This window comes from Streptomyces sp. NPDC052236, assembly GCF_044548015.1.
GTDB lineage: Bacteria > Actinomycetota > Actinomycetes > Streptomycetales > Streptomycetaceae > Streptomyces.
Genome location: NZ_JBIUBL010000010.1, coordinates 161,868 through 185,756 on the forward strand (window position 1 = coordinate 161,868; position 23,889 = coordinate 185,756).

The window sequence follows — 23,889 nt, forward strand, 5'->3', positions numbered from 1 at the left end:
CTTCTGCCGCTCAGTCGTGGGGGACGACGGCGACGGGGGCGGTGGCGTGGTGCAGCACCGCGTGGGCGACCGGCCCGATATGGGCGCCCAGAGCCGCGCGGCGGACGCGGCGGCCGATCACCACCAGGGACGCCTCACGTGAGGCGTCCACCAGCTGCACTGCGGGCTTCCCTGGCCAGGACGCCTCCACGACCTCGACGTCCGGGAACTTCTGCCGCCAAGGGCTCATCACCTCGGTGAGCGCCTCCGCCTGGCCTACGGCGAGCTCGGCGTTCAGTTCGGGGTCGGCCGGGAGCCCGTACGCGATGTAGGGCGGCAGGCTCCAGCCGTGCACGACATACAGGGCCGCGCCCCGGCGGAGCGCCGCGTCGAAGGCGAACTCGATCACCGCGGCGTCGGGGCTGCGCAGGTCGAGACCCAGCACGACAGGCCCGTACGGCATCGCGGCGGAGCCCTTTCCCGCCTGGCGGGCCGCCGGCGCCTCCGGACCCGAACCGGCCGCGCGGACGAGGACAACCGGCCGCGCGGCACGGGCTATCGTCGTCATTCCGACGGATCCGACCAGGAACCCGCCGACACTGCTCAGTCCCCGGGAACCCAGGACCAGCAGCTCGGCGTCCCGGGCCACGGTCGGCAGCACGGCCCCGGGCCTGCCGGCAATCTGCTCCACCGAGATCTTTACATCGGGGTGACGCAGCCGGAGCGTCTGGACCGCCTCGCGGGGAACCCGCTCGGCCCAGTGCCGCTCGGTGTCCCTTTCCAGGAGAGACGCCGGAAGATTCGGGTCCTCCTCCCATACGTTGACCAGCTTCAACGGCAAACCGCGCAACCGCGCTTCAGCTGCCGCCCATTCAGCGGCGGCCAGACTTTCGAGCGAGCCGTCGAGACCCACAGTGACGGTTCGGGACATGGTGCGTACCTCCTGGGAAGGGGCATACGACAAGTGCTTCCACCTCCAGGGTGGTGAACTGGGCGGACGGGATCGAGGGGCCGTAGGGCCCTGATCCGGGCCGACCGGCCCATACCTGTACGGGGCGGTCAATGCCGAGCCACCGCTGCCGGTCCGCGGAACGGAACTGCGAGACAGGCACACCCTTGCTCTTCCGTTCGCATCACGCCCCCGATGCCAGGTCTACGACGCCCCGATCAGGGGCCCCTCAGGGTCATCGTGTCGGCGGCCTCGGGGTGGCGGCGCACCGCTCGGTACGGCAACGGGGATGGCCGGTTATCGTGCACCGCCGCTTCCGTAGGGTCCGTACAGATCGAGCAGCCGGGTCCTGGCCGCTTGCAGCCGGTGGGCAAGTACCTGCCCCACCCATTGGGCGACCGTCACACCCAGTGCGGGATCGGCCTGGCACATCGCCCGCACCTCGGTGGCATCGAACTCGTAGGCGCTCACCGGGCTCACTGCCTCCGCCCCCAGCTGCCAGGTGTGTGGCGGGAACAGCCAGGACCAGCCAAGGAGTTCGTTGTGCCCCAGCATCTCGATGACGGCCGCCCGGCGGCCCGGCACGTGCAGGTCGAGGGCGACCGTGCCGGTCCGGATGATCCAGAACCGGTCCGCACGCCGACCCTCCTCAAAGACGCGGGTCCCCTGCGGGAACGCCACCTCCCGGGCAATGGACATCAGTCGTTCTCGGTGATCGGCGGGCAGCGCCCGGAGCATGATCGCTGTGGTCGAAGTGTTCATAACTCTGTCCTCTTGACCTTGTCAATGGGCTCGGCGCACGCGGTCCGATCACCAGCGCGCGACGACGGATACGCCGCGCGTTCTTCGGGTTGGAGCCGGCGGGGGACAGCCGGTCCTCGACCGTGACAATGAGTCGGGGGCATTCCAGCCCGCCCGGTCGAGCACGGCGCCTCTGTGGCGTGATGTTTTCCATGTCTCCCCCGAAACGGGAGTACGGATCCACTACGACCAACGTGACCACACACCGCTTCCCCGGGCCATGGGCCACCCGGCCCTGAAGCAGGGTCCCAAAGCCCGTGCTACAGCAGGCTGCTCCAGTACGGCCAGAACCTGGTGAGCACCAGCAGCGCGATCACCGCGTACCAGCCGATGAACCCGGTGAGAGCCATCGCCACTCCGGTCCGGCGGCTCGCGCCCACCCCGGCGGCAGGCCGGAGCGTGTGGTCCGGCGCGAGGGCGGGTCCTCGGGTCATGCGGCACGCCGTGAGGTACGCCCCCCAGGCGTCGTCGTCACAGGCATGGACCGTCGGCGGTACACCAGATACGGGCGGGTGAGGTAGCCGATCGGCGCGCTCCAGACATGCACCAGGCGGGTGAACGGCCAGGCCGCGAAGAGCAGGCACGCGGTCAGGGCGTGCAGCTGGAACAGCAGCGGGGCGCCCGCGATCGCTTCGGGCTGGGGCTGGAGTGTGAACAGGCCGCGGAACCAGACGGAGACGGTGGACCGGTAGGCGTAGCCGCCGCCCGCCACGTTGTGGACCGTGGTCGCGGCGATCCCGAGTACGACGGCGGCGGACAGCAGCGGGAACAGCAGCTTGTCGCTGCGGTCGGTGGTCAGGCGGATCCGGCGGGTCAGCAGGCGCCGGGCGCACAGCATGCCGAGCCCGGCGACCATGGCCAGGCCCGCCACGGAGCCCGTCCAGATGGCCATGGTGTGGTACGCGTGCTCGCTGATGCCGATGGCCTCGGTCCAGGAGGCGGGGATCGCCAGCCCCACCACATGTCCCGCGATCACGGCGAAGGCGCCGAGGTGGAACAGCGGGCTGCCCCAGCGCAGCCAGCGGTGTTCCAGCAGCTGGCTGGTGCGCGATGTCCAGCCGAACTGGTCGTGCCGGTAGCGCCAGATGTGCCCGACGGTGAACACGGCGAGGCAGATGTACGGGACGGCGACCCAGAGGAGCAGGTCACTGCCGCTCGCGGCGGCGAAAGAAGCGGGGTCTGCGGCGGCGCTCATCGGGGGCCTTCCGGGGTGGCCGCGGGAACGGACAGCGGCGGTACGAGGGTGGGGGCCGCCTGCTCGGGCGGTACGAAGGTGCCGGGCGGGGCGAACAGCCCGCCCGCGTACGGGTCGAGGCCGACGTCCTCGGCGGGCGGGCCCTCCGCCACGAGCTGGGACACCGCCTCCCGGTCCGCGTCGGTGAGCGGCGGCAGGAGGGTGAGCAGCGCCGCCAGCAGATGCCGGTAGGGCGAGTCGGTGTCGGTCAGCGCGTGCTGGATCAGTTCCAGTCCGCGCCGGTGCTGCCGCAGCGGCATCTCTCCCGTGCCCGGCCCGTTGAGTGCGGCGAACTCCAGCACGACGGGGAGATGGTCGGGGAGTTCACCGCCACCGCTCTCCCAGCCCAGGGCGCGGAAGCGCTGCGCCAGCGTGAGCAGGGCCATGCCCCGGCGGCGGGTGTCGCCGTGCAGGTAGTAGGTGAGGTAGAGGCTGCTCTTGCGGCGCAGGTCGAAGACCTCGACGTAGTGGCGTTCCAGCGCCTCCGGCTCCTGCGCCGAGAACCATGCCGTGAACACGGCCACCTGCTCGGCGGCGGGCGACGGCGGCAGTGCTCCGACGGTCGCCGCCAACGCCGGGCGGGCCGACGTCAGTTCATCGTCCGGGTACTGAAGGAGCAGGGACAGCAGCCGCAGCAGCAGCGCCCGGTCCCGGGTCTCTTCCGGGGTGAAGGACGCGGCGCGGCGGGCGGCGGGGCGGATGCGGGTGCGGGTGCGGGTGCGGGTGCGCAGCGGGATCATGCGTGGCCTCCGGCCGGGGCGTCGTCGGGAGTGGTGGTGCGGCGGCGCAGCATGGGGATGCCGAGCATCACCCGTCGGCCGTCGCCTCCGGGCGCGGGGTCGCCCGAGGTTTCCACGGGGCAGCGGTCCTCGACGGCGGAGAGCGCTGCCGCGTCCTCCTTGTGGGCGGCGGGAACGACGTACCGGTCCTTGTACTTGGCGATGGCGAGCAGCCGGTGCATGTCCTGCGCGTCCCGCGCCGTGAGGCCGACGGCCTTCAGTACGGCCTCGTCACCTTCCTCACCGAGGGTGCGTTGGCGCATATAGGAGCGGAGGGCGGTGAGTTTCATCAGCACGCCCGCCACCACGTCGGTGTCTCCGGCGGCGAAGAGGCTGGCCAGATAGTCCAGCGGAATGCGCAGGCGGGTGACGGCGGCGAAGACGTGGTCGGGGTTCTCCGCGTTACCGCCCGCCTCGCCGACCGCGTCCAGGACCGGGGACAGCGGCGGGACGTACCAGACCATCGGCAGGGTGCGGTACTCCGGGTGCAGCGGCAGCGCCACCTTGTACCGGGAGACGAGGTCGTACACCGGGGAGCGGCGGGCCGCGTCCAGCCAGTCCTCGGGGATGCCGGCGGCACGGGCGGCGGCGATCACCTCGGGGTCGGTCGGGTCGAGGAAGACGCCGCGCTGCGCGTCGAGCAGGTCCTTCTCGTCCGGGGTGGCCGCGGCTTCGCCGACGCGGTCGGCGTCGTACAGCAGCAGTCCGAGGTAGCGCAGGCGCCCCACACAGGTCTCGGAGCAGACGGTGGGCTGCCCCGCCTCGATGCGCGGGAAGCAGAAGGTGCACTTCTCGGCCTTGCCGGTGACGTGGTTGACGTACACCTTCTTGTACGGGCATGCGGTGACGCACATCCGCCAGCCACGGCAGCGGTCCTGGTCGACGAGGACGATGCCGTCCTCGACCCGCTTGTACATGGCGCCGGACGGGCAGGCGGACACGCAGGCCGGGTTGAGGCAGTGCTCACACAGGCGCGGCAGATGGAACAGGAAGGTCTGCTCGAACTCGAACTTCACCTTCTGCGCCCATTCCCCGGTCAGGTTGGGGTCGCCGCCCGCGTTCTCGGGCGCGCCGCCGAGGCCGTCCTCCCAGTTGGCGCCCCAGGTGATGGCGGTGGGTTTGCCGGTGAGCACCGAGCGGGGGCGGGCGACGGGGATGTCCTGCCCGGCCGGGGCGCTGACCAGGGTGTCGTAGTCGTAGGTGACGGGCTCGTAGTAGTCCTCGATGGTCGGCAGGTCCGGGTTGGAGAACAGTGACATCAGCCGTTTGATCCGGCCGCCGGAGCGCAGCACCAGCCGGCCGCGCTTGTCGAGCATCCAGCCGCCCTTCCAGTGCTCCTGGTCCTCGTAGCGGCGGGGATAGCCGATCCCCGGCTTGGTCTCGACGTTGTTGAACCAGGCGTACTCGACACCGGGACGGTTGCTCCAGGTCTGCTTGCAGGTGACCGAACAGGTGTGACACCCGATGCACTTGTCGAGGTTCATCACCATCGCGATCTGCGCCATGACGCGCATATCAGTACTCCACATCCTGGCTGCGGCGGCGGATGACGGTGACTTCGTCGCGCTGATTGCCGGTGGGCCCGTAGTAGTTGAAGGCATACGTGAACTGGGCGTAGCCGCCCGCGAGATGGGTGGGCTTGAGCAGCAGCCGGGTCAGGGAGTTGTGGATGCCGCCGCGCTTGCCGCTGACCTCGGTCTTCGGCACATTCACGTTGCGGTCCTGGGCGTGGTACATGTACACGGTGCCTTCGGGCATCCGATGGGTGACCACCGCGCGGGCGGCGACGACACCGTTGCGGTTGTACGCCTCGATCCACTCGTTGTCCTTCACGCCGATCTTCTCGGCGTCGGCGGTGGACATCCAGATCACCGGGCCGCCGCGGGACAGGTCGAGCATGTACTTGTTGTCCTGGTAGTTCGAGTGGATGGACCACTTCGAGTGCGGGGTCAGATAGCGGACGGTGACCTCCGCCCGGCCGTTCTCGCGCAGGTGCTCGTCACCGTAGTGCCGAGGTGTGTTCAGCGGCGGCCGGAACACCGGCAGCTGCTCGCCGAGCTCGGTCATCCAGTCGTGGTCGACGAAGAAGTGCTGCCGTCCGGTGAGCGTGTGCCAGGGCTTCTTGTGCTCGGTGTTGATGACGAACGGGGAGTAGCGGCGGCCTCCGGTCTCGCTGCCCGACCACTCGTACGACGTGATGACGGCGCGCGGCTGGGTGCGGGTGTCGTCGAAGGTGATCCGCTCGGCCTCCCGCTCGGACGCCAGCTCCACCAGGCCCTTGCTGCCGGTGCGCTTCTCCAGCTCCCGGAATCCCTCCGTCGCCAGCCGGCCGTTGGTGGTGCCCGACAGGGCGAGGATGGCCTCGCACATGTCGGACGCGGTCGCCAGCGAGGGCCGCCCGGCGGCCACCCCGTCGCGTACGGTGCCGCAGCGGCGCCGCAGTTCCTCGATCTCCTGATTCGGGTGGACGGTGACGCCCTTGGTGGTGGTGCCCAGGGTGTCCAGCAGCGGGCCGATCGCGCGGATCTTCTGCGCGACGGCGGCATAGTCCCGCTCGATGGTGACGAGCTTGGGCATGGTGCGGCCGGGCACCGGTTCACACTCACCCGCCTTCCAGTCCCGGACGACACCGCCGGGCTGCGCCAGCTCGTCGGGGGTGTCGTGCAGCAGCGGCACGGCGAGGACGTCGGTACGGGTCCCGAGGTGATCGGCGGCGAGTTCGCTGAACCGGTCGGCGATGCCCAGGAATGTGTCGTAGTCGGTGCGTGCCTGCCAGGGCGGGGCGATGGCCGGTGTGAAGGCGTGCACGAAGGGGTGCATGTCCGTGGAGGACAGGTCGTCCTTCTCGTACCAGGTGGCGGCCGGGAGTACGACGTCGGAGAGCAGCCCGGTGGAGGTCATCCGGAAGTCCATGGTGACCAGCAGGTCGAGCTTGCCCTCGGGCGCCTCGTCGTGCCACACCACCTCCTCGGGGCGCGCCTCGGGGGGTGTCTCCTCGGAGCGTACGGCGCTGTCGGCGCCGAGGAGATGCCGCAGGAAGTACTCGTTGCCCTTGCCGGAGGAGCCCAGCAGATTGGCCCGCCAGACGGTGAGGACACGCGGGAAGTTGGCCGGGTCGTCGGGGTCCTCGGCGGCGAACCGCAGCCGCCCGGACTTCAGCTCGTCGACGATGTGGTCGGCGACCGGCCGGTTCGCGGCGGCGGCCTCGTCGGTGAGGTCGAGCGGGTTGCGGTTGAACCCGGGGTGGCCTGGCGTCCAGCCCATGCGGATGGCCTGGGCGAGGCAGTCGGCGAACGCCTTCCCCTTGAACCGGCCCTCGCCGAGCGGTGAGGCCAGCTCTTCCGGGCCGAAGGCCTCGTACCGCCACTGGTCGGTGTTGAGATACCAGTAGGAGGTGCCGGCCATGTGGCGGGTGGGCCGCTGCCAGTCGAAGGCGAACGCCAGGTGCTGGAGTCCGGTGAGGGGCCGGACCTTCTCCTGGCCGACGTAGTGGGCCCAGCCGCCGCCGTTGACGCCCTGGCAGCCGGTCATGGTGGTCAGCGCCAGGAAGGCGCGGTAGATGGTGTCGGAGTGGAACCAGTGGTTGGTGCCCGCCCCCATCGCGATCATGGAACGGCCGTTGGTGCGCTCCGCGTTGCGCGCGAACTCGCGGGCGATACGGGCGGCCTGCTCCGCCGGGACGGAGGTGATCGTCTCCTGCCAGGCGGGGGTGTACGGCTCGGTGGCGTCGTCGTACGAGGACGGCCAGGAGCCGGGCAGACCCGGCCGCTCGACCCCGTACTGCGCGAGCATCAGATCGAAGACGGTGGTGACAAGCCGGCCGCCGATCCGGCGCACCGGGACGCCGCGCATCATCACCGAGCCGCCCTCGGTGGCGCCCTCGTCGAAGCGGGGCAGGGAGACCTCGACCAGGTCCTCGGCCCGCTCCAGCAGACTCAACTCAGGCTCTATATCACCGAGTTCGAGGTTCCAGCGGCCTCGCCCGGCTTCCCCCCACCGGAAGCCGAGCGAGCCGTTGGGGACCACCGGTTCACCGGTGGCCCGGTCCAGGAGGACGGTCTTGAACTCGGCGTGCTCACTGCTCTCGCCGAGGTCGGCGGCGGTCAGGAACCCGTCGGGTGCCATGTCACCGCCGTCCCGCTCGCGGAGCGTCACCAGGAACGGCGCGTCCGTGAACTTGCTCAGATAGTCCTGGAAGTACGGCACCTGCCGGTCGACCAGGAACTCGCGCAGGATGACGTGGCCCATGGCCATCGCCAGCGCCCCGTCGGTGCCCGGGTGCGGGGCCAGCCACTCGTCGGCGTGCTTGACGTTGTCGGCGTAGTCGGGGCTGACCGCGACGACCTTGGTGCCGTTGTAGCGGGTCTCGGTCAGGAAATGCGCGTCGGGTGTGCGGGTGACGGGGATATTGGAGCCCCACATGATCAGATAGCCCGCGTTCCACCAGTCGGCCGCCTCCGGTACGTCGGTCTGGTCGCCGAAGACCTGCGGCGAGGCGATCGGCAGATCGGCGTACCAGTCGTAGAACGACAGCAGGGTGCCGCCGATCAGCGACATGAACCGGGCACCGGAGGCGAACGACGCCATCGACATCGCTGGGATCGGCGAGAAGCCCGCCACCCGGTCGGGGCCGTACGTCTTGACGGTGTGCACATGGGCGGCGGCGACCAGTTCGTTCACTTCGTCCCAGTTGGCGCGCACCAGCCCGCCCTTGCCGCGGGCCCGCTTGTAGGCCCGTGCCTTCGCCGGGTCACCGGTGATCTCGGCCCACGCCGCGACCGGGTCGCCGAGCCGCTGCCGCGCCTCCCGCCACATCTTCAGCAGCACGCCCCGCACATAGGGGTAGCGGACCCGGCTGGGCGAGTAGGTGTACCAGGAGAACGACGCCCCGCGCGGGCAGCCGCGGGGCTCGTACTCAGGGCAGTCGGTGCCGATGGACGGGTAGTCGGTCGCCTGGTGCTCCCAGGTGATGATCCCGTCCTTCACGTACACCATCCAGGAGCACGAGCCGGTGCAGTTGACCCCGTGGGTGGAGCGCACCACCTTGTCGTGAGCCCAGCGGTCCCGGTAGAAGCTCTCCCACTTCGGGTCGCCCTCGCCGAACACCGCGCGGCCGTCGGCGGACACCTCGCGGCGGGTCAGCAGTCGGCGGGCGGCGAGCGGCCAACTGTGTTCGGCGCCGGGCCCCGAAGGCCGCGCAATGCTCTCGTTCTCCATGGCACGGAACGCTAGGCGCGGCCCTGACCTCCCGCCTTGGGCCGAACGGCCCTGCCGAGCCGGCCGCAGGGCCCTCACTCGCGCCTTGAACAGGGCCTTTCGGCAGACGTTGAGGGCCGGTCGGCGCAGGTGCCGACCGCGGGCAGCGTCGCATGCTGTCGGTGATCGAACCGGAGGTTTGACGACGGCACACCAGCCGGCTGCCGTTCACCGGCCGCCCCGTGCCCGAGCCGGTTGTGGCGGACATGGTCAAGGGCGCGCAGGACGAGGGCGGACACCTGTTTGTCCCGGCGTCGCAGGGACTCGCCGGCTGCTCTTCCTGACCGCCGCGGCCGAGCAACGCAACGCCGCCGACCAGGCGCGCACCGCGGAGAGCCGGGCGTGGGTCACTGCCCCGGGAGCGGGCCCCTACGGCATCCCGGCCTCCGCGCTGGGAGCACAGGACATGGCAGGGCGGATGCCGATGCGCGACTTCGCGTCCGGCCGGCAGCAGCCGACCGACACCAGCGCGGAGGCCGGACCGGAGGGATGATCCGGAGGCGGCGCGGGCCTCCTCGGTGGCGGCACGTAAGAATGCCTCCGGATGTGCGACTCACCGCATCTGCGTCAGGCACCCTGCCGCGGGCCGGGCGCCCACCGGCACTCAGGACGACGTATCCGGCCCGGGCATGGTTGGTGCGCCAACAAGTTCCCGCCCCGTGAGCATCTCGGATTCGATCCGTAGGAAAACGCCGCCTGCCGCGTCCACCACCCAGGAACGAGGACCGGTCCGCGACAGCCGCTCATATTGGGCCTGATCGGTCACCACGGTGGCGCGGCCGGTGACAACGACGCTCCATCCCGACTGCCGCGCGGTGTCGAACTCGTCTGCCTCGAAGGCGACCACGACGCCGTCCACCGCGCGTACCAGGTCAGAGGTGGCCGACGTACGCAGCACTACAGAGGAGTCCGTGTCGAGGGAGAAATTGACCGGAAGGATAGCGGGCATCGCCTGACGGGTGAAGACAATGCGGCCGAGAGGCACTGTAGCCAGCCGGCGCAAACACTCCTGTCGATCGAGTGAGCGGAAGCCGTCGTTCTGGGACATCACCCCATTCTTCGACCCGCCGCTGGACGTCGCTAGGGCCGATCGGCCCTCATCTCTGCCCGACCTGACCCTGGGGTCGGCATCGGGCAGTTGCCGAGCGGGTAAGGGGTGTCCGTGCACAGCGCATGGTCGGCCGGGGAACGGCCGGCGCGCGTGACTGTCACCGGAGGGGTGGTTCCCGTGGCCGCAAGGTGTTCCAGCATGTCACCGGCGCGCACTGTGCGGCTCGGCAGGTCGTGGTCGGTCCAGCCGCGAGCGACTCTACGGCCACGGCCCGCTCGTCACACCACGAGAAACCGGTGAATGCGTACAGCGCATGGGTACGCGGACGGACAGCTACCCACACCCCCCGTAGCACGCCGTCGGTCATTCGGTCATTACGGATGGTCGGCGAGCCCGGTCACCCGGGCGGCGGCCGGGAAAGTGTGCTCCCCGCCTCCGCCCGTACAGCCTCGACCGCCTCCCACTGCTCGGTGGTCAGGTTCGCCAGCGCCGCAGGGAAGACGCCGTCCTGCTCCTTGAGGATGTGCTCCCGCAACAGCGCCAACGTATCCATCAGCCGGTCCGGCCAGTCCGGATCCTGCGGTGCGACAAGGTCGGCACCCTCGGCGAGAACCCCCTCGATGCGGCGGTGCTCGGCTTCCAGCGCGGCGATCTGATCGGGGAAGTCCCCGGCCAGGGCGGGAAACAGCGCGTGCTCCTCGACCTTCGTGTGAGGGCCGAGCACGGCCGCCACCTCCCGGGCGATCTGTGCCATTCGGGGTACGTCACCGTCGCGGTGAGCGGCGCGGACGCCGCTGATCAGGCTCACGACCTGGTCATGCTCGCGGGTCAGCTCATCAATGGAGACAAGGGACTGGCAGCCGCAGTACTCACACACACCGGTTCACTCCTCCTTCCGTACTCACACCGTGGTGTTCGGCGGAGCTGTGCCGGTGCCGGCGGCTCGCGCTGCCCGGCCCCTGACGATTCCCGTCGCGGCCTTCGGCGGCGGCGCGGACCCCGGTGAGCGTGTAACCCAGTGCCGCGGCAGCGACGATCGCGAGGAGGACGAGGCCGATCGCATACGAGTCGTAGGCCCCGTACAGCGAGCCCATCACCAGCGGTGGCAGGAAGCCGCCCAGTCCGCCGGCAGCGCCCACCACACCGGTCACCGAGCCCACCGAGTTCGCCGGGGCCAGCAGCGCCACCATCGCGAATGTCGCCCCGCTACCCGCGCCGAGGGCTGCCGCCAAGGCCAGGAAGGCGATGGTCCCCACCGGTGCCAGGGAAGGTGTGAAGGCCTGCACCGTCGACCCCAGGACGACGACCGCCAGCGACGCGGCAAGCACCCGGACCGGGCCCAACCGGTCCGAGAGCCAGCCGCCGACGGGCCGCATCGCCACCGCCACCAGCACAAACCCGGCCATCCGGTTCGCCGCGTCGGCCTGCGACAGCCCGTAGGCCGTCTTCAGATAGGTGGGCAGGTAGACGGAGAAGGCCACATAACCGCCGAACGCCACCGCGTACAACGCCGACGCCTGCCAGGTGATGCCCAGCCGAGCGGTGGCCGCCAGCCGGCGGACCAGCGGCTCGGTCGGCACCATGCGGCCAGGAGCGTCGCGCAGCAGCAGCGCGGCCACCGCCGCGTAAGCGACCAGCCCACCCGCTGTGATCAGGAACGGGGCCGCGGTCCCCCTCGCGTCGACCAGTTTCACCGTCGTCAGCGCACTGATCGCGGTCCCACCCATGCCCGCGCCGAAAACGCCGATGGCCAGCCCGCGCCGCTCCGGCGGGAACCAGGCGCTGACAAAGGGCACTCCGACCGCGAACGAGGTGCCGCCGATACCGAGGAAGAACCCGCCCACCAGCAACCCGGCCAGCGAGGTATGCCCCGCCAGCCCCAGATACAGAACCGGCACCACCGTGGCCGCCGACACCAGCGGGAACATGACCCGCCCGCCGAACCGGTCGGTCAGCGCCCCTACCGGGATCCGCCCCACCGCCCCGACCACCACGGGAACCGCCACCAGCAACGACTGCTGGAAGGAACTCAGCTCCAGGATCTCCTTGAACCTGGGACCCATCGGACTCAGCAGCGCCCACGCCCAGAAGTTCACCGCGAAACCAGTCATGGCCAGCGTGAGCATCAGGCCCCGCCCAGGCCGAGCGGGTGCGACCGGCTCAGGTGGCTCAACTGCCGCCCTTTCCGTCGTCCCTCCCATCGCCGGCTCCTTCTGTTGTCTGCCGTTCGTCCCGTCCACGGACGTCTCCTTCCAGCCGCGGCGCCGTGTGTACGGCACCGCAGCCCAGAGTCACCTGCCCGGCAGGGGGCTGGTAGGGCCCAGTGGCCTCCCCCGAGCGGGCCGGTTGTCCCCACCGCCCGCCCTTCCCTCGACGAGCCTTCGGTCTCGGTGACACAGGAGATCCTCGCCGGGCAGGAGGACGTCACCTGGGACGACGTTTTATGTCTCGTCGACGGACCGGGGAAAGTCGTCAGCACCCGCTCGACAATGTTCTCCGAGCGGGCCGGCTCCAACTCTCCGCTGCCTGGCCACCCCCGAAGGGCATCTGGACGGCAAGCGGATCACCGATTGCTTCGGCGAACACTTCTTCACCACGAACTTCTGGTTCGTGTGGTGCTCCACCCAGAACCTGGTCCTGGGCACCAACGGCTCCGTGGCCGACGACTCCGGGCCTCGGCTCGCACACCACCGCACCGCTGGCACCTCCCCCGGCGCTCGGACGCGTGGCTGTTCTGGCACCGACCGGCCGGGCAACCACACCGGCAAGCCTGTGACGGAGTGCTCCGGCTGGGAGATCCTCGATGAGATCCTGCAACCATCTCTCAGCACGGCTGGCACCTGATGTTCCCGAGCGGCCCAGCTGCCGCGGGACACCGTCTCCGTCGAACGTTCCTTCCGGACGCCGGCCGTCGACAAGCGCGCTTTCCTCGACGCTCTGCCCCAACAGGCCCTGAACGCTACGAGGACACCGGTCAGGTCTTGCGCACGGCGCAGAACGGGTTGGCACCGCCTCGGGCGGCGCCAACCCGCCATCCTGCCATTCGTTCAACCTCCCGAGGAGGTAAGTCCGTCGTGCCCGTTGGGAGCTCTTTCGCCGACGCTTCAATGCCGATCTACGGAGTTGTCACCGCGGCGTGGCGGCGCCGGAATGGTTCAGTCGTGCGGCACGACCGCGACGGGAGCCAGGGAGTGGTGCACAACCGCATGGGTGACGGGCCCGATGTGCGTGCCAATCCGTGTGTGACGGTTCCTGCGGCCCACTACGACCAGGCGGGCAGTGCGCGAGGCTTCCGTAAGATCCTGCGTCGACCTGCCTTGGTGGCACTGGCGGACGACGGGCACGGCGGGGTGCTTCTCCGTCCAGGGGGCGAGCGCCTCGTCGAGCGCTCGACGCCAATCCTTCGTCAGTTCGGTCAGCAGCAACGGCAGCGCGCCGGCCATGTCGGGCCCGTACACAGCCGGCCCCGCCCAGCTGTACAACACCCGCACCCCGCAGCCGTACCGGTCGGCTGAGGTGAAAGCGAACTCAAGCAACTCACTGCTCGGCTGGGACACATCCAGTCCCAGCACTACATCACCGGCCGGGCGTGGCGCCTCCGGCACGGCGGTGTCGTGCGGGCGGACGAGGACAGCGGGACGTTCTGTGCGGGCGAGTACGGCCAGTGAGACGGATCCGGCCAGAAAGCCGGTCAGACCGCTCAGGCCACGAGATCCCAGCACCAGCAGCTCCGCCTCATCGCCTGCCGCGCACAGAGTGGGGACCGCGTCTCCGGGAATCCAGGCCGTCTGCACCTGCAGGTCGGGATGGCTGCGCCGCAGACGCCTTGCCGCCGTACTGAGCCTCCGCTCGCCCCAGCCACGTGCCGCTGCGGGATCGACCAGTCGCGTGCGGCGGCCCTCCTCGCTGCTCCACGCGTGCAGCAGCCGCAGCGGTACTTCTCGACGACGTGCCTCCGCGGCGGCCCAGTCCGAGGCCGCCGCACTTTCCTGAGATCCGTCGATGCCGACGATGACGGTGCGGGACATGAACGGCTCCTGAATGCTTGAGGACGGGCCAACACTTTTCACAGTGGTCGACCCGCGCCGCACCTCATAGGGGCCACAGGTCCCTGCCTGGGGACGGACTGGCCCGGGACTGCGCGCCCAGTGGACGTGACCGTCTCGTCCACGGTCATTCGAGGCAAAGAGGCATGCGGCAGGCACGGTGGATACCTGAGGGAATGATGGCGCGGTCTGGCCGGACTGAGTAAGTGGGGTGGGCCGGTGGTTCCACCCGTGCCGGCATCGTGTCTCGCCGGAGTGGCAGCGGCAGGCCTCGGTCCGTCAGGAGTCACCCGGGCGCGCATTGTGGCTGAACGGGCCCGGGTGTCGGGCCGACCGGCCCTCCTCGAACAGCGTCGGTTCCCTGATGATGGGAGGACAGAAGGGCCGGCGACGTGGCCGTGCCCATCGAACCGACGGAGGCCATCCCATGACCCGCGCGATCGTTGTAGGAGTGGACGGATCCCCGGAAAGCCTGGCTGCGGCCGACTGGGCGGCACGTGAGGCCACGCTGCGCGGAATGCCGCTCCGTATCGTGCACGCCTGGCTCTGGGAGCCACTGGATGTACCTATTGTCCAGGACAGGGAAACGCAGGGCCAGTCGGCCATCGCCGTACTGCGAGAGGCCGAGACACGCGTAACCGGCGGGTACCCGAACCTGTCCGTCACCGCCGAAGTCGTGCCCGACACGGCGGTTGCCGCTCTGCTGAACGAGGCCGAACGGTCCGACATCCTGGTGCTCGGATCACGGGGACACGGCGCCCTCGTCGGCTTCCTGCTCGGCTCGTACGGCCAGCAGGTCATCGCGGCGGCGACGCGGCCCGTGGTCTCGGTCCGGATCCGCGACGGGGAGGCACGTGACCTGGACGGCGGTGAAGTCGTCGTGGGCCAGCAGGGCAGACCGGAGGACAGCAGCGCTGTCCTGGCATTCGCCTTCGAGGCCGCCGCCGCGCGAGGCGCGACGGTGCGAGCAGTGCGTGCGTGGAGTCTGCCGCCCGTCTTCGCGTACAGCCCGGGTTCCATGCTGCTCGCCGACGAGGCGGGAGGGCTGGAGCCGTTCGAGAAGAAGTCGCTGGCGGAGGCGCTCGCTCCGCTGCGGGAGCGGTTCCCCGACGTGCCGGTGATCGAGCACGTCGAAATCGGCAGCGCGGGACAGGTGTTGCTGTCGGCTGCCTCCCGCGCGGAGTTGCTCGTGGTCGGACGCCGGGTACGCCGCTCCCCCGTCGGCACTCACATCGGGTCCGTCGCCCACGCCGCACTCCACCATGCGACCTGCCCCGTCGCAGTCGTACCGCACGCCTGAGAAGCGGTCCTCCCCGCCGCTGGAACAGCAACTTCCGCTCCCTCCCGGACGCGGGGGCCCCGGCGCCTGCGCACGAGGCCGATGACTGAAGGAGCGCAACATGGACCAGGACCACACCTGACACCCCATCAGAACAAGCGTCAAATGAGCGTTACGGGCGTCATTTCAGCGTCACGATATCCCCCGTAACGCACACACCACACATAGCGCACACTCGAAAAGCGGCAGGTCAGACGGCCTTTGCCAGGGGCTCAAGGCATCCGGCGGGTCTGGTCCTCGGGTACGCCGGCCTCGGCACCGAGCCATACCAGCGTGTCGGGGTCGGCGACGATCTCACCCTCGCCCAGGTGGGCGCGCAGCAGCCGCTCGTGCATCTGATCGCCCAGCCCGTGGGCGGCGGCCAGGTGGCTCAGGGGGTGGGCGTCGATCGTGTTGACCGAGACGGACCGCTCCAGGTCGTACGTCAGGCCCTCGGCGGCGGCGAGGTCGCTGACCTGCCGGGTCATCGCCCGCACCTGGGCGGTCGACGCTCCGGTCTTCTTCGCCAGCATCTCGAAGGCGGGCTCGCGGTGGCCCTTGGGGTGGGAGGGGTCGAGCTGAAAGCTGTGCCAGTGCAGCTCGACCTCGTCGGCGTGCTGGAACCGGTCGAGCGCCGTCTCCAGACGCCGCTTGCCGATGTAGCACCACGGGCAGACGACGTCGGACCAGATGTCGATGCGCAGCGTGCTCACAGGACACACACCCCGTCCGTGCAGACGGCCGCGTTGTCCGAGCCGAGGTTCGTGAGGGGAAAGGTGGCCATTTGGGGACCCGGGTGGTCCTCGACCGCGGAGTCACGTCCGCCGGACGCGGGTTCGCCGGACGCGGGTTCGGCGGACGCCTCCGGGGTGTCGTTACGGAGAAGGGGGTCCCGCCCCGGACCTGCTCCGCCGCGACTTCACCGCACCGGCACCCGGGATGAAGCTGGTCGGCGACATCATCTACATCGCCACCGGCGAGGGCCGGCTGTACTTGGCGACCTGGCTGGACCTGGCCACTCGGGAGATCGTCGGTTACTCGATGGCCGACCACCACGCATCCCTGGTCGTGGGCGCGTTGCGGATGGGCGCCGGACGCGGTCGGCTCCAGCCCGGATACATCGCCCATTCGGACCACGGCAGTGAAGACACCTCAGACGAACACCGATGTGAAATAGGCTGGTTGGGGCTGCGGCAGAGCATGGTCCGCACCGGCTCGTGCTTCGACAACGCCGCCGCCGAGTCGTTCTTCGCACTGCTGAAGGAGGAGATCGGCACCCGCCAGAGGCCGACCGGGTCGGCGCCCGCACGGAGATCTTCACCTTCATCGAGACCTTCCTATAACCGCAAGCGACTGCGCAGACATCCAGTCCGGGGCTACCTCACCCCGCTGAGACCCGACAGCGACACGAGCAAGGACACGCCCTCGCAGCGTAAGCATCGAGTGTCCAAGATCACGGGGGAGCTTCACTGTCGCGGGTTCACCAGTACGTACTGCGCAGTGCTGTCGATCCCGCCGGGAGCCTCGGTCACGCCGTCACGAAGGTCGTCACGCTTCGAGCGGGAAGCGTGACGGTGAAGGAGCCGTCCGACACGCCGGTCGTGCCCTGGGGCGCGACGTTCCTGCTCGCGTCGGTCAGCCAGGACGAGACACTGGACGCCGTGCTGTTCGCCAGGGTGAACTGCTGGCTCACCGCAGAAGTCCCCTTGTTGATGACAACGACGACGACCGAGGACGTACCGCCCCGGTACGCCGAGACGTAAACGTTCGACGCCGGGTTCGCCGTCGCCTCGATCCGCACATATCCGGGGCGGACGAACCTGGCGAAGTGCGCCATGCAGGCGCCGCGCTTGCTGATCCGGCCGTCCTCCCGCATGGGGCCGTAGCTGCGCCGGATGTACCACCAGATGTACGCCTGGAACTCGGCGTTCACCATGGCGCGGTGGATGTGCTCTCCCACGTCGAGCGCCTGTGGCCAGAGGTCCGCCGAATCGCTGCTATTGGGGTAGTAGACCTCGGTCATCCAGAGTTCTTTGCCCGCGCCCTTTTGCTTGAAGAGGGGATAGGGGAAGTCCGCGGACGGCGTGCCGTAGAGGTGGGCCCCGATGATGTCCACGTTGGCGAGTGCCGCGGAGTCGTTGAGGATCGGGTCCGAGATGTTCTTCCGGTACTGGAAGGATTCGGGCGCGATGACCCTGGTGCCGATCGAGCCGGCGTTCTCCCGCAGGAACCGGACCATTTCGGCGGGAGTCCACCACGTCCAGTCCTGAGCGTAGTCGGGCTCGTTCTGCACCGATATGCCGTACAGGTTCACCCCGTTGTTCCGCATGAACGCGTTGAAGTCGTTGAGGTGCTGGGCATAGGCGCCGTACATGTTGTACCTGAGGCGTTTCGCGTTGGTCTGACTGCCGTGGACGAAGGTCTCGACCATGCGGGCGGGGGGATTCCACGGCGACGCGATGACGGTCGCACCGAGCTCGGTCGCGCGCCTTGCCGTCGCCACATCACGGCTCCAGTCCGCCTGGTTCTCGGGGACGGGGATCCTCAGCACGGAGAACCCCAGTCGGCCCTCGCCGGTGCCGAACGCCGTGTCCCGCTGTGCGGCTGTCAGGTCGCCGATCCAGGCCGTGTGGGTCATGCCGCCGAAGCCTCGGATCGTCTGCCGCCGCGCCGACGGGTCAATGACCGCCGTGGCGGCGGCCGTCACGGCCGCCGCTCCCGAAGCCCCCGCGGTCGACGTCGTGGCGGTGAGGACCGGCAGGGCCCCTATCGTCGCCAGGACGGTTCTCCGGCTCGGCGATCTCCGCTCGCTGCTCACGGGCTCATTGCGACCTTGCGTCATGTCTCCTCCTCTTGGCCGTCGGTGCTGATCCACGCCGCGCCCCCTATGGGAGCGCTCCCACTCTCAGGAATGACTACGCGCTAGTCTTGTTCGGGGAGGTGCTGCTGACCGTTGCCTCGGTCTGCCCTCGGCGACTCGGGACGACGCCACGACCGTTCGACATTACGAACGGCATGCGGAATTTCGCATATTTGGTAAGCGTGTAAATTAACGATTGGTCTCGCCACCGTCAAGCCTCAGCGCGCGAAGAAGCGCGGGTGGGGTACAGGGTCGTGTGACGTGCGTTCATCCGGACCTCCGAAAGGATCCTCCGGCATTTGACGCGCCGTGGCCGACCGTGGCCGCCCCGCTGGAAGACCGGCGGTTGCAGGTGATCGCGTACTGGCGGACGAATTGATCGTGGACGGCTCACAGTCGCGCCGCGTCTCCGCCGCGCGCTCGGGGGGCGGCGCTGTCACGTTATTGGGTGCGTGGGTCTCTGACGGCGTGTCGGGGCGTGGTGGGGGCTGGGTTTCGGGCCGGTGTCAGGCCTCGGTGGTCTGGCCGTAGGCGCCGGTGATCTGGTCCCAGATCGCGAAGCGGATGGTCATCTCGGCTCGGTGGCCGGGGGCACTCATCAGGTGGCGGCGGGGTCGGAAGTGGGGTGAGATGCCGCTGAACGCGGCCAGGAACTGCTGGGCGCCGCCGACGCTGCGGAAGCCTTTCATGGCGCGTTCGCGCTGCCTCGTCGGCTGATTACTGTTCTCGGCCCGGTTGTTCAGGCCCTTGTGGGCGCGGTGCTCGACGGAGGGCATGACCTCGCGGTGGGCCGCGCCGTAGGAGCGCAACTTGTCGGTGACCACCACCCGCGGCACCGAACACGTCTTCTTCATCAGGCTGCGGAACAAACGCCTGGCGGCGGCGGTGTCCCGGCGGTCCTGCATGAGAACGTCCAGCACCATCCCGTCCTGGTCGACAGCCCGCCACAGGTACTTCAGCTCGCCATTGATCTTGATGAAGACCTCGTCCAGGTGCCACTTGTCCCCGGGCCGGGGCTGCCTGCGGCGCAGGCCGTTGGCGTAGGTCTGCCCGAACTTGGCGCACCACCGGCGGACCGTCTCGTGGGAGACGAGCACGCCGCGCTCGAGCATCAGTTCCTCGACCTCGCGATACGACAGCGGGAAGCGGTGGTACAGCCACACGCAGTGCGCGATGATCTCGACCGGGTACCGGTGCCCTTTGTACGACGGCAGCGTACTGCCCACGGACAACCCCCTCCACCATGACCACCCAGAAGATCATCCCACCCAGGCAGTCAACGTGACAGTGCCCTCCCGGCTCAGCCGGAGGGAACTGCGCCGCCGGGGACCGCCACCCGGCGATCGCCCGCGTCCAGTAGCGCGAATCCGCTCCGAACCCACTTGGGAAACCAGGTGCGGGGAGACGTCGGCTACCGCGCGCTGAGCTTCCCCCGCTTGAGCTGCAACACATCGTCCGAGGCGTCCGCCACCTCGCGTGAGTGCGTCACCGCTATCACGCACTTGCCCTCGTCATGCGCCAGCTTCTGGAACACGGAGATGATCCCGGCCGCCGTCTCGTGGTCGAGGCTTCCGGTGGGCTCGTCGGCGAAAAGGATGTCGACCTCGCAGGCCAGTGCGCGGGCAATGGCGACACGCTGCTGCTGGCCGCCGGACAGCTGCAGGGTCTTGCGGTTCTGGTCGACGCGGTCCACGCCGAGCAGGTCGAGGAGTTCGACGGCGCGCTGCTTCTTGGGGACGCCCTTCACCCCGGTGATCTCCATGGCGGAGGTGATGTTCTGCACCGCCGTCATATAGGTGAGCAGGTTCAACGACTGGAAGACCGTGGCCACATGGCGGTTGCGGTACCGGCCAAGGCCCAGTTCGCCGACGTCCTGGCCCTGGAAGCGGACGCTGCCCGAGGTGGGCGAGTCCAGGCCGCTGGCCAGGAAGAGCAGAGTGGTCTTGCCGCTGCCGGAGGGGCCGATGACGGCGTACATGCGGCCGGGTTCAAAGGCGTAGCTGACGCCCTTGAGGACGGCGCGCTTGCGGTTGCCGCTTTGGTAGGTGCGGGTGAGGTCGGTGAGTTCGAGCACCGGGGACGAGCCGCCTGCTGTGGTCGGGGTGGTCATCGCGTCAGTCGCCCTTCGTGAGGATGTCGCGCGGGTGGAGGCGCAGCACTCGGGCGCCGGGGATCAGGGTGGCCAGAGTGGCGATGCCGAGGCCGGTGGCGCCGACCTTGCCGATGTCGGCGGGGCCGAGGTTGATGTCCATCTGGTCGATGGGCTTGCCTTCCGGCTCGTTGCTCTTGTTGGCGCCGCCCGTGGGGTCGGAGGGGTCGGGCTTGTTGGCCTCGTTTGCGGCTGCCTCGTTGGCGGAGGAGACCTCCCCGGAGAGAAGCTGGTTGCCGATGGCCTGGGAGAGGAACTGACTGCTCACGGCGGCGAAGCCGATCGCCAGGACCGCGCAGGCGACCACTTCGGCCAGGTGCTGGCCGAGCAGCTTGGGCTTCTTCTCGCCGAGGGAGAGCAGAATGCCCAGCTCCTTACGGCGCTCGCGCAGCGACGAGGCGACGATAAGGGCGAGGATGACGGTGCCGGCGAGGGCGACCAGCCAGACCGTGATGGAGGCGAAGTCGGCCGTCTTGTTGATCGGGCCGACCAGGGTCTTGTACTGCTTGTCGTTGACGGTCAGCGGGAAGATCTTGAGGTCGGCGCCGGCCGCCTGCGCGTCCAGTTTCAGCTGGCCCAGGTCGGCGGGGTCGCGCAGCGTGAAGGTGGCCTGGTTGAGCACCCCCCGTCGGCGCCGACCTTCTTGCTGTCGAGCCGGGTCGCGCCGCCCGGGGTGACGTAGATCTGGTTCGAGGGGGCCATCATCGGCGGGACGTACGTGCCAGTGTCGGCGGTGTTGTTCTGGTAGATGCCGCCGACGATGAAGCCTATTTCCTTGAAACCGATCCTGCCGTCGGGGTGCCGGACGATGGCCTTCAGCTTGATCTTGTCGGCGACCTTGAGGTGGTTGTCCTTGGCCACCCGCTCCTCGATGACGACCATGTCGCTCTTGCTGTCCGGCTTGATCCCGGAACCGGCTATGAGCTTGGAGTCGCCGTTGCGGAACGTCGAGACCGCGTCCAGATCACGGACCCCGTCGGCCTTGAAGAAGTCCGCGCCACGGTTGTCCTGCCCGGCTGGCGCGGGAACCGGCTGGTGCAGCTTGACCTGGTCTGTGGGTTCCGCGACGCTGTCCTTCCTGTAGTTGCAATTGGCCACCACCGAGGACTTGCAGATCTTGTCCACCAGGCTGCGGTGCAGATCACCCTCGGCACCGATCATGCCGGGCTGTCCCGAATCCTTGCGCTGCTGCATCCTCCCCGAGTCGAGCAGGGCATTCACATCCAGCTGCATCGTGGCCACCGCACCCACGCTGTTCTTCGCCGACGCGGCGGCGCGCGTCGCGGCCGACTGGATCAGGAACCCGGACAGGACCAGGGTGCAGATGACGAAGAACAGCCCGACCAGCATCAAGGTCTTGCCCAGATGGCCGGTCAGCCGCCACCACGCCCGTTTGAACAGATTCATTGCGTACGACAACTCCTTGCCCGGCGACTTTGCGAAATCTGGATGTGACGATAGCCAGTCGCCGTTTTGAGCCGTGTTTGCAAAGGGCGGAGGCCGGGCGCCCGCTCATACACGCCTCAAATCCCGTATCTGATAAATGTGGGCATCCGGGATGTCGAACGCTCAGAATTCATAGAAAGGGTTGCGGATCGTGCGGGTGCTGGTGGTGGAGGACGAGAAGTACATGGCCCGGATCCTGGAGATCGGACTGCGCCGCGAGGCCATCGCCGTCGACGTCGTGCACGACGGGGCGGCCGCCCTGGAGAGGGTCGCCGTGTACGACTACGACGCGGTGATACTCGACCGGGACCTGCCCGGCGTCCACGGCGACGAGGTGTGCCGCCGCCTCGTCGCCATGCGCCTGGAGTGCCGCATCCTCATGCTGACCGCCGCCGGACGCCTCGGCGACAAGGTTGAGGGCCTCGGCCTCGGCGCCGACGACTACCTCGCGAAACCCTTCGACTTCCCCGAACTCATCGCCCGGCTGCGCGCGTTGTACCGGCGTAGCCCCGTGGCGCACTCGCCCGTCCTCACCTTCTCCAATCTGTCCTTCGACACCCACCGACGCCGCGTCCTGCGCGCCGGGCAGGAGGTGCGCCTGACCCCGAAGGAACTGGCCGTCCTGGAACTCCTGATACGCGCCGACGGCGGCGTGCTGAGCGCCGAATACCTCCTGGACAAGGCGTGGGACGCGAACGCCGATCCGCTCACCAATGCGGTACGTCTCGTGGTGCACACCCTGCGCAAAAAACTGGGCGAACCCCAGCTCGTGCACACGGCGATCAGCGCCGGCTACTACCTGGGGGCGAAGTGAGACGGCCCTCCTGGCTGCGCCGAGTATGGCCGGCCCGCACCCTGAGCATCCACACCCGGCTCTTCCTCGGTTTCGCCGGCGCGCTCGCCGTCTCGGCGGCCCTGATGGTGGCCGTCATCTACTCCGGCATGCGTTTCCTGCCGACGTACGACTTCACGGACACCGTCGTCGTCACGGATCCCGGGGCCCTGCACGAGCTGCCCCATGCGGGGAAGCCGTTCCCCGAAGCCAGCTTGCCGCCCGGGGCCACGCCAGGCACCAGGGTAAAAGGGGCGATCAGCAGCAAGGAAGACGTCTGGAACACCGCGCTCCGGGTGTCCGTCGGCGGGCTGCTCCTGGTGATGGCGATCGGCCTGGTGGTCGGCTGGCTGCTGTCCAAACGGCTGCTCGCGCCGCTCGCCACCATCAGCCAGGCCGCCGCCAAGGCCGCCGACGGCCAGCTGCAGTACCGTATCAATGCTCAAGGCTCCGCCGACGAGTTGAAGCAGCTGGCCGACACCTTCGACACTATGCTGGCCCGCCTGGAAGAGTCCTTCGCCGCCCATCAGCGCTTCGCGGCCAACGCCTCGCACGAGCTGCTCACCCCGCTGGCCACCACACGAGCCGTCCTGCAGATCGCCGTGGCCGACCCATCCGGCGAGGAGTTCGCGGAGCTCGCCCCGATGCTGGTCGAGACGAACGAACGCAACATCACCATCGTCAAGGCCCTCCTCGACCTGGCCGCCGCCGGCCACGCCCCCTTCGACCCCGAGCCGGTCGACCTGGCGGCACTCGCCACGGCCGCGGCCGCCGAACGCACCTCGCAGGCGGCCCTAGCCGGCATCCGCCTGGAGGTCGACACCGAGCCGGACAGCACCGTCGACGGCAACGCCACCCTCCTGCGCCAGCTCCTAGTCAACCTCCTCAACAACGCCCTCACCTACAACACCCCGGGCGGCTCCGTTTACCTCGCGGTCCAGCGCGAACGCCATGTCGTCCTCGAGGTCGAGAACACCGGACCGCACGTCGACGAGGCCTTCGGCCAACGCCTCTTCGAGCCCTTCTACCGCCTCGAGCCCCGCGTCACCAGCGACCGCTCGGGCCACGGCTTGGGCCTTGCCATCGTTCGCTCCATCGTCCACGCCCACCACGGCACGGTCTCCGCGCGGGCCAATCCGGACGGGGGGCTGACCGTCCGGGTCGAGCTTCCCTAGAATCAATGCAGTGA

The 23,889-nt window shown here is 69.1% G+C and carries 22 protein-coding genes; 5 read left to right on the forward strand and 17 right to left on the reverse strand.

Features of this window, described 5'->3' with window-relative positions; all coding sequences use genetic code 11:
* Positions 1-10: 10 nt before the first annotated feature.
* From ACIHCQ_RS18945 to ACIHCQ_RS18990, 10 genes are all read right to left on the reverse strand, one after another.
* Positions 11-910, reverse strand: a complete 900-nt coding sequence (locus tag ACIHCQ_RS18945; RefSeq protein ID WP_399663361.1) for a universal stress protein — start codon at positions 908-910, stop codon at positions 11-13.
* A gap of 315 nt (positions 911-1,225) precedes the next feature.
* A complete protein-coding gene (locus ACIHCQ_RS18950) occupies positions 1,226-1,690 on the reverse strand; it encodes a Crp/Fnr family transcriptional regulator (protein ID WP_399663363.1) in 465 nt (154 codons plus the stop codon).
* Positions 1,691-1,989: 299 nt separating this feature from the next.
* Entirely contained in the window at positions 1,990-2,163 is a 174-nt protein-coding gene (locus ACIHCQ_RS18955) for a hypothetical protein (protein WP_399663365.1), read from the reverse strand.
* A complete protein-coding gene (narI, locus tag ACIHCQ_RS18960; protein ID WP_399663367.1) occupies positions 2,160-2,924 on the reverse strand; it encodes a respiratory nitrate reductase subunit gamma in 765 nt (254 codons plus the stop codon). Before narI ends, ACIHCQ_RS18955 begins: the two co-directional genes overlap by 4 nt.
* Positions 2,921-3,703 carry a nitrate reductase molybdenum cofactor assembly chaperone gene (gene narJ / locus ACIHCQ_RS18965; RefSeq protein ID WP_399663369.1) on the reverse strand — a complete coding sequence of 261 codons (783 nt, stop codon included), beginning with the start codon at positions 3,701-3,703 and terminating at the stop codon, positions 2,921-2,923. The genes narI and narJ overlap by 4 nt, the downstream gene beginning before the upstream one ends.
* Positions 3,700-5,256: a nitrate reductase subunit beta gene (gene narH / locus ACIHCQ_RS18970; protein WP_399663371.1), complete on the reverse strand. Its 1,557-nt coding sequence runs from the start codon at positions 5,254-5,256 to the stop codon at positions 3,700-3,702. The genes narJ and narH overlap by 4 nt, the downstream gene beginning before the upstream one ends.
* A gap of 1 nt (position 5,257) precedes the next feature.
* Positions 5,258-8,959, reverse strand: a complete 3,702-nt coding sequence (locus ACIHCQ_RS18975) for a nitrate reductase subunit alpha (protein ID WP_399663373.1) — start codon at positions 8,957-8,959, stop codon at positions 5,258-5,260.
* A 643-nt stretch (positions 8,960-9,602) separates the two neighbouring features.
* The gene (locus tag ACIHCQ_RS18980) at positions 9,603-10,046 is read right to left on the reverse strand and encodes a pyridoxamine 5'-phosphate oxidase family protein (protein ID WP_399663375.1); all 444 of its coding nucleotides are present in this window, start codon (positions 10,044-10,046) and stop codon (positions 9,603-9,605) included.
* 400 nt (positions 10,047-10,446) lie between these two features.
* Positions 10,447-10,926: a hemerythrin domain-containing protein gene (locus tag ACIHCQ_RS18985; RefSeq protein ID WP_399663377.1), complete on the reverse strand. Its 480-nt coding sequence runs from the start codon at positions 10,924-10,926 to the stop codon at positions 10,447-10,449.
* Complete coding sequence (locus tag ACIHCQ_RS18990; protein WP_399663379.1) at positions 10,919-12,160, reverse strand: MFS transporter; 1,242 nt, start codon at positions 12,158-12,160, stop codon at positions 10,919-10,921. The genes ACIHCQ_RS18985 and ACIHCQ_RS18990 overlap by 8 nt, the downstream gene beginning before the upstream one ends.
* A 451-nt stretch (positions 12,161-12,611) precedes the next feature.
* On the opposite strand from ACIHCQ_RS18990, the gene ACIHCQ_RS18995 reads away from it, so the two are divergent.
* Positions 12,612-12,893 carry a hypothetical protein gene (locus tag ACIHCQ_RS18995; RefSeq protein WP_399663568.1) on the forward strand — a complete coding sequence of 94 codons (282 nt, stop codon included), beginning with the start codon at positions 12,612-12,614 and terminating at the stop codon, positions 12,891-12,893.
* A gap of 311 nt (positions 12,894-13,204) precedes the next feature.
* Here ACIHCQ_RS18995 and ACIHCQ_RS19000 read toward each other — a convergent pair whose 3' ends face one another.
* Positions 13,205-14,077: a universal stress protein gene (locus tag ACIHCQ_RS19000; RefSeq protein WP_399663381.1), complete on the reverse strand. Its 873-nt coding sequence runs from the start codon at positions 14,075-14,077 to the stop codon at positions 13,205-13,207.
* 445 nt (positions 14,078-14,522) lie between these two features.
* On the opposite strand from ACIHCQ_RS19000, the gene ACIHCQ_RS19005 reads away from it, so the two are divergent.
* Positions 14,523-15,395 (forward strand): universal stress protein, encoded by an 873-nt coding sequence (locus ACIHCQ_RS19005; RefSeq protein ID WP_399663383.1) that lies wholly within the window; start codon positions 14,523-14,525, stop codon positions 15,393-15,395.
* A gap of 251 nt (positions 15,396-15,646) precedes the next feature.
* On the opposite strand, the gene ACIHCQ_RS19010 is transcribed toward ACIHCQ_RS19005, so the two are convergent.
* Entirely contained in the window at positions 15,647-16,126 is a 480-nt protein-coding gene (locus tag ACIHCQ_RS19010) for a DsbA family oxidoreductase (RefSeq protein WP_399663385.1), read from the reverse strand.
* 226 nt (positions 16,127-16,352) lie between these two features.
* On the opposite strand from ACIHCQ_RS19010, the gene ACIHCQ_RS19015 reads away from it, so the two are divergent.
* The gene (locus ACIHCQ_RS19015) at positions 16,353-16,985 is read left to right on the forward strand and encodes a DDE-type integrase/transposase/recombinase (RefSeq protein WP_399663387.1); all 633 of its coding nucleotides are present in this window, start codon (positions 16,353-16,355) and stop codon (positions 16,983-16,985) included.
* Here the strand turns inward: ACIHCQ_RS19015 and ACIHCQ_RS19020 are convergent.
* The 5 genes from ACIHCQ_RS19020 to ACIHCQ_RS19040 form a co-directional block, all read right to left on the reverse strand.
* Positions 16,942-18,255, reverse strand: coding sequence for a glycoside hydrolase family 30 beta sandwich domain-containing protein (locus ACIHCQ_RS19020; RefSeq protein WP_399663389.1), 1,314 nt, complete (start codon positions 18,253-18,255; stop codon positions 16,942-16,944). The two genes, ACIHCQ_RS19015 and ACIHCQ_RS19020, sit on opposite strands and share 44 nt — an antisense overlap.
* Positions 18,256-18,779: 524 nt before the next feature.
* Positions 18,780-19,499, reverse strand: a complete 720-nt coding sequence (locus ACIHCQ_RS19025) for an IS6 family transposase (protein ID WP_399663391.1) — start codon at positions 19,497-19,499, stop codon at positions 18,780-18,782.
* A 185-nt stretch (positions 19,500-19,684) separates the two neighbouring features.
* Positions 19,685-20,383, reverse strand: a complete 699-nt coding sequence (locus ACIHCQ_RS19030; RefSeq protein WP_399663393.1) for an ABC transporter ATP-binding protein — start codon at positions 20,381-20,383, stop codon at positions 19,685-19,687.
* Positions 20,384-20,387: 4 nt separating this feature from the next.
* A complete protein-coding gene (locus tag ACIHCQ_RS19035) occupies positions 20,388-21,044 on the reverse strand; it encodes an FtsX-like permease family protein (RefSeq protein WP_399663395.1) in 657 nt (218 codons plus the stop codon).
* The gene (locus ACIHCQ_RS19040; RefSeq protein WP_399663397.1) at positions 20,990-21,829 is read right to left on the reverse strand and encodes a hypothetical protein; all 840 of its coding nucleotides are present in this window, start codon (positions 21,827-21,829) and stop codon (positions 20,990-20,992) included. The genes ACIHCQ_RS19035 and ACIHCQ_RS19040 overlap by 55 nt, the downstream gene beginning before the upstream one ends.
* 190 nt (positions 21,830-22,019) lie before the next feature.
* Between ACIHCQ_RS19040 and ACIHCQ_RS19045 the strand changes: the two genes are divergently transcribed.
* Together ACIHCQ_RS19045 and ACIHCQ_RS19050 are read left to right on the forward strand one after the other, a co-directional pair.
* Positions 22,020-22,682: a response regulator transcription factor gene (locus ACIHCQ_RS19045; RefSeq protein ID WP_399663399.1), complete on the forward strand. Its 663-nt coding sequence runs from the start codon at positions 22,020-22,022 to the stop codon at positions 22,680-22,682.
* Entirely contained in the window at positions 22,679-23,875 is a 1,197-nt protein-coding gene (locus ACIHCQ_RS19050) for a sensor histidine kinase (protein ID WP_399663401.1), read from the forward strand. Before ACIHCQ_RS19045 ends, ACIHCQ_RS19050 begins: the two co-directional genes overlap by 4 nt.
* The last annotated feature ends 14 nt before the right edge of the window (positions 23,876-23,889 follow it).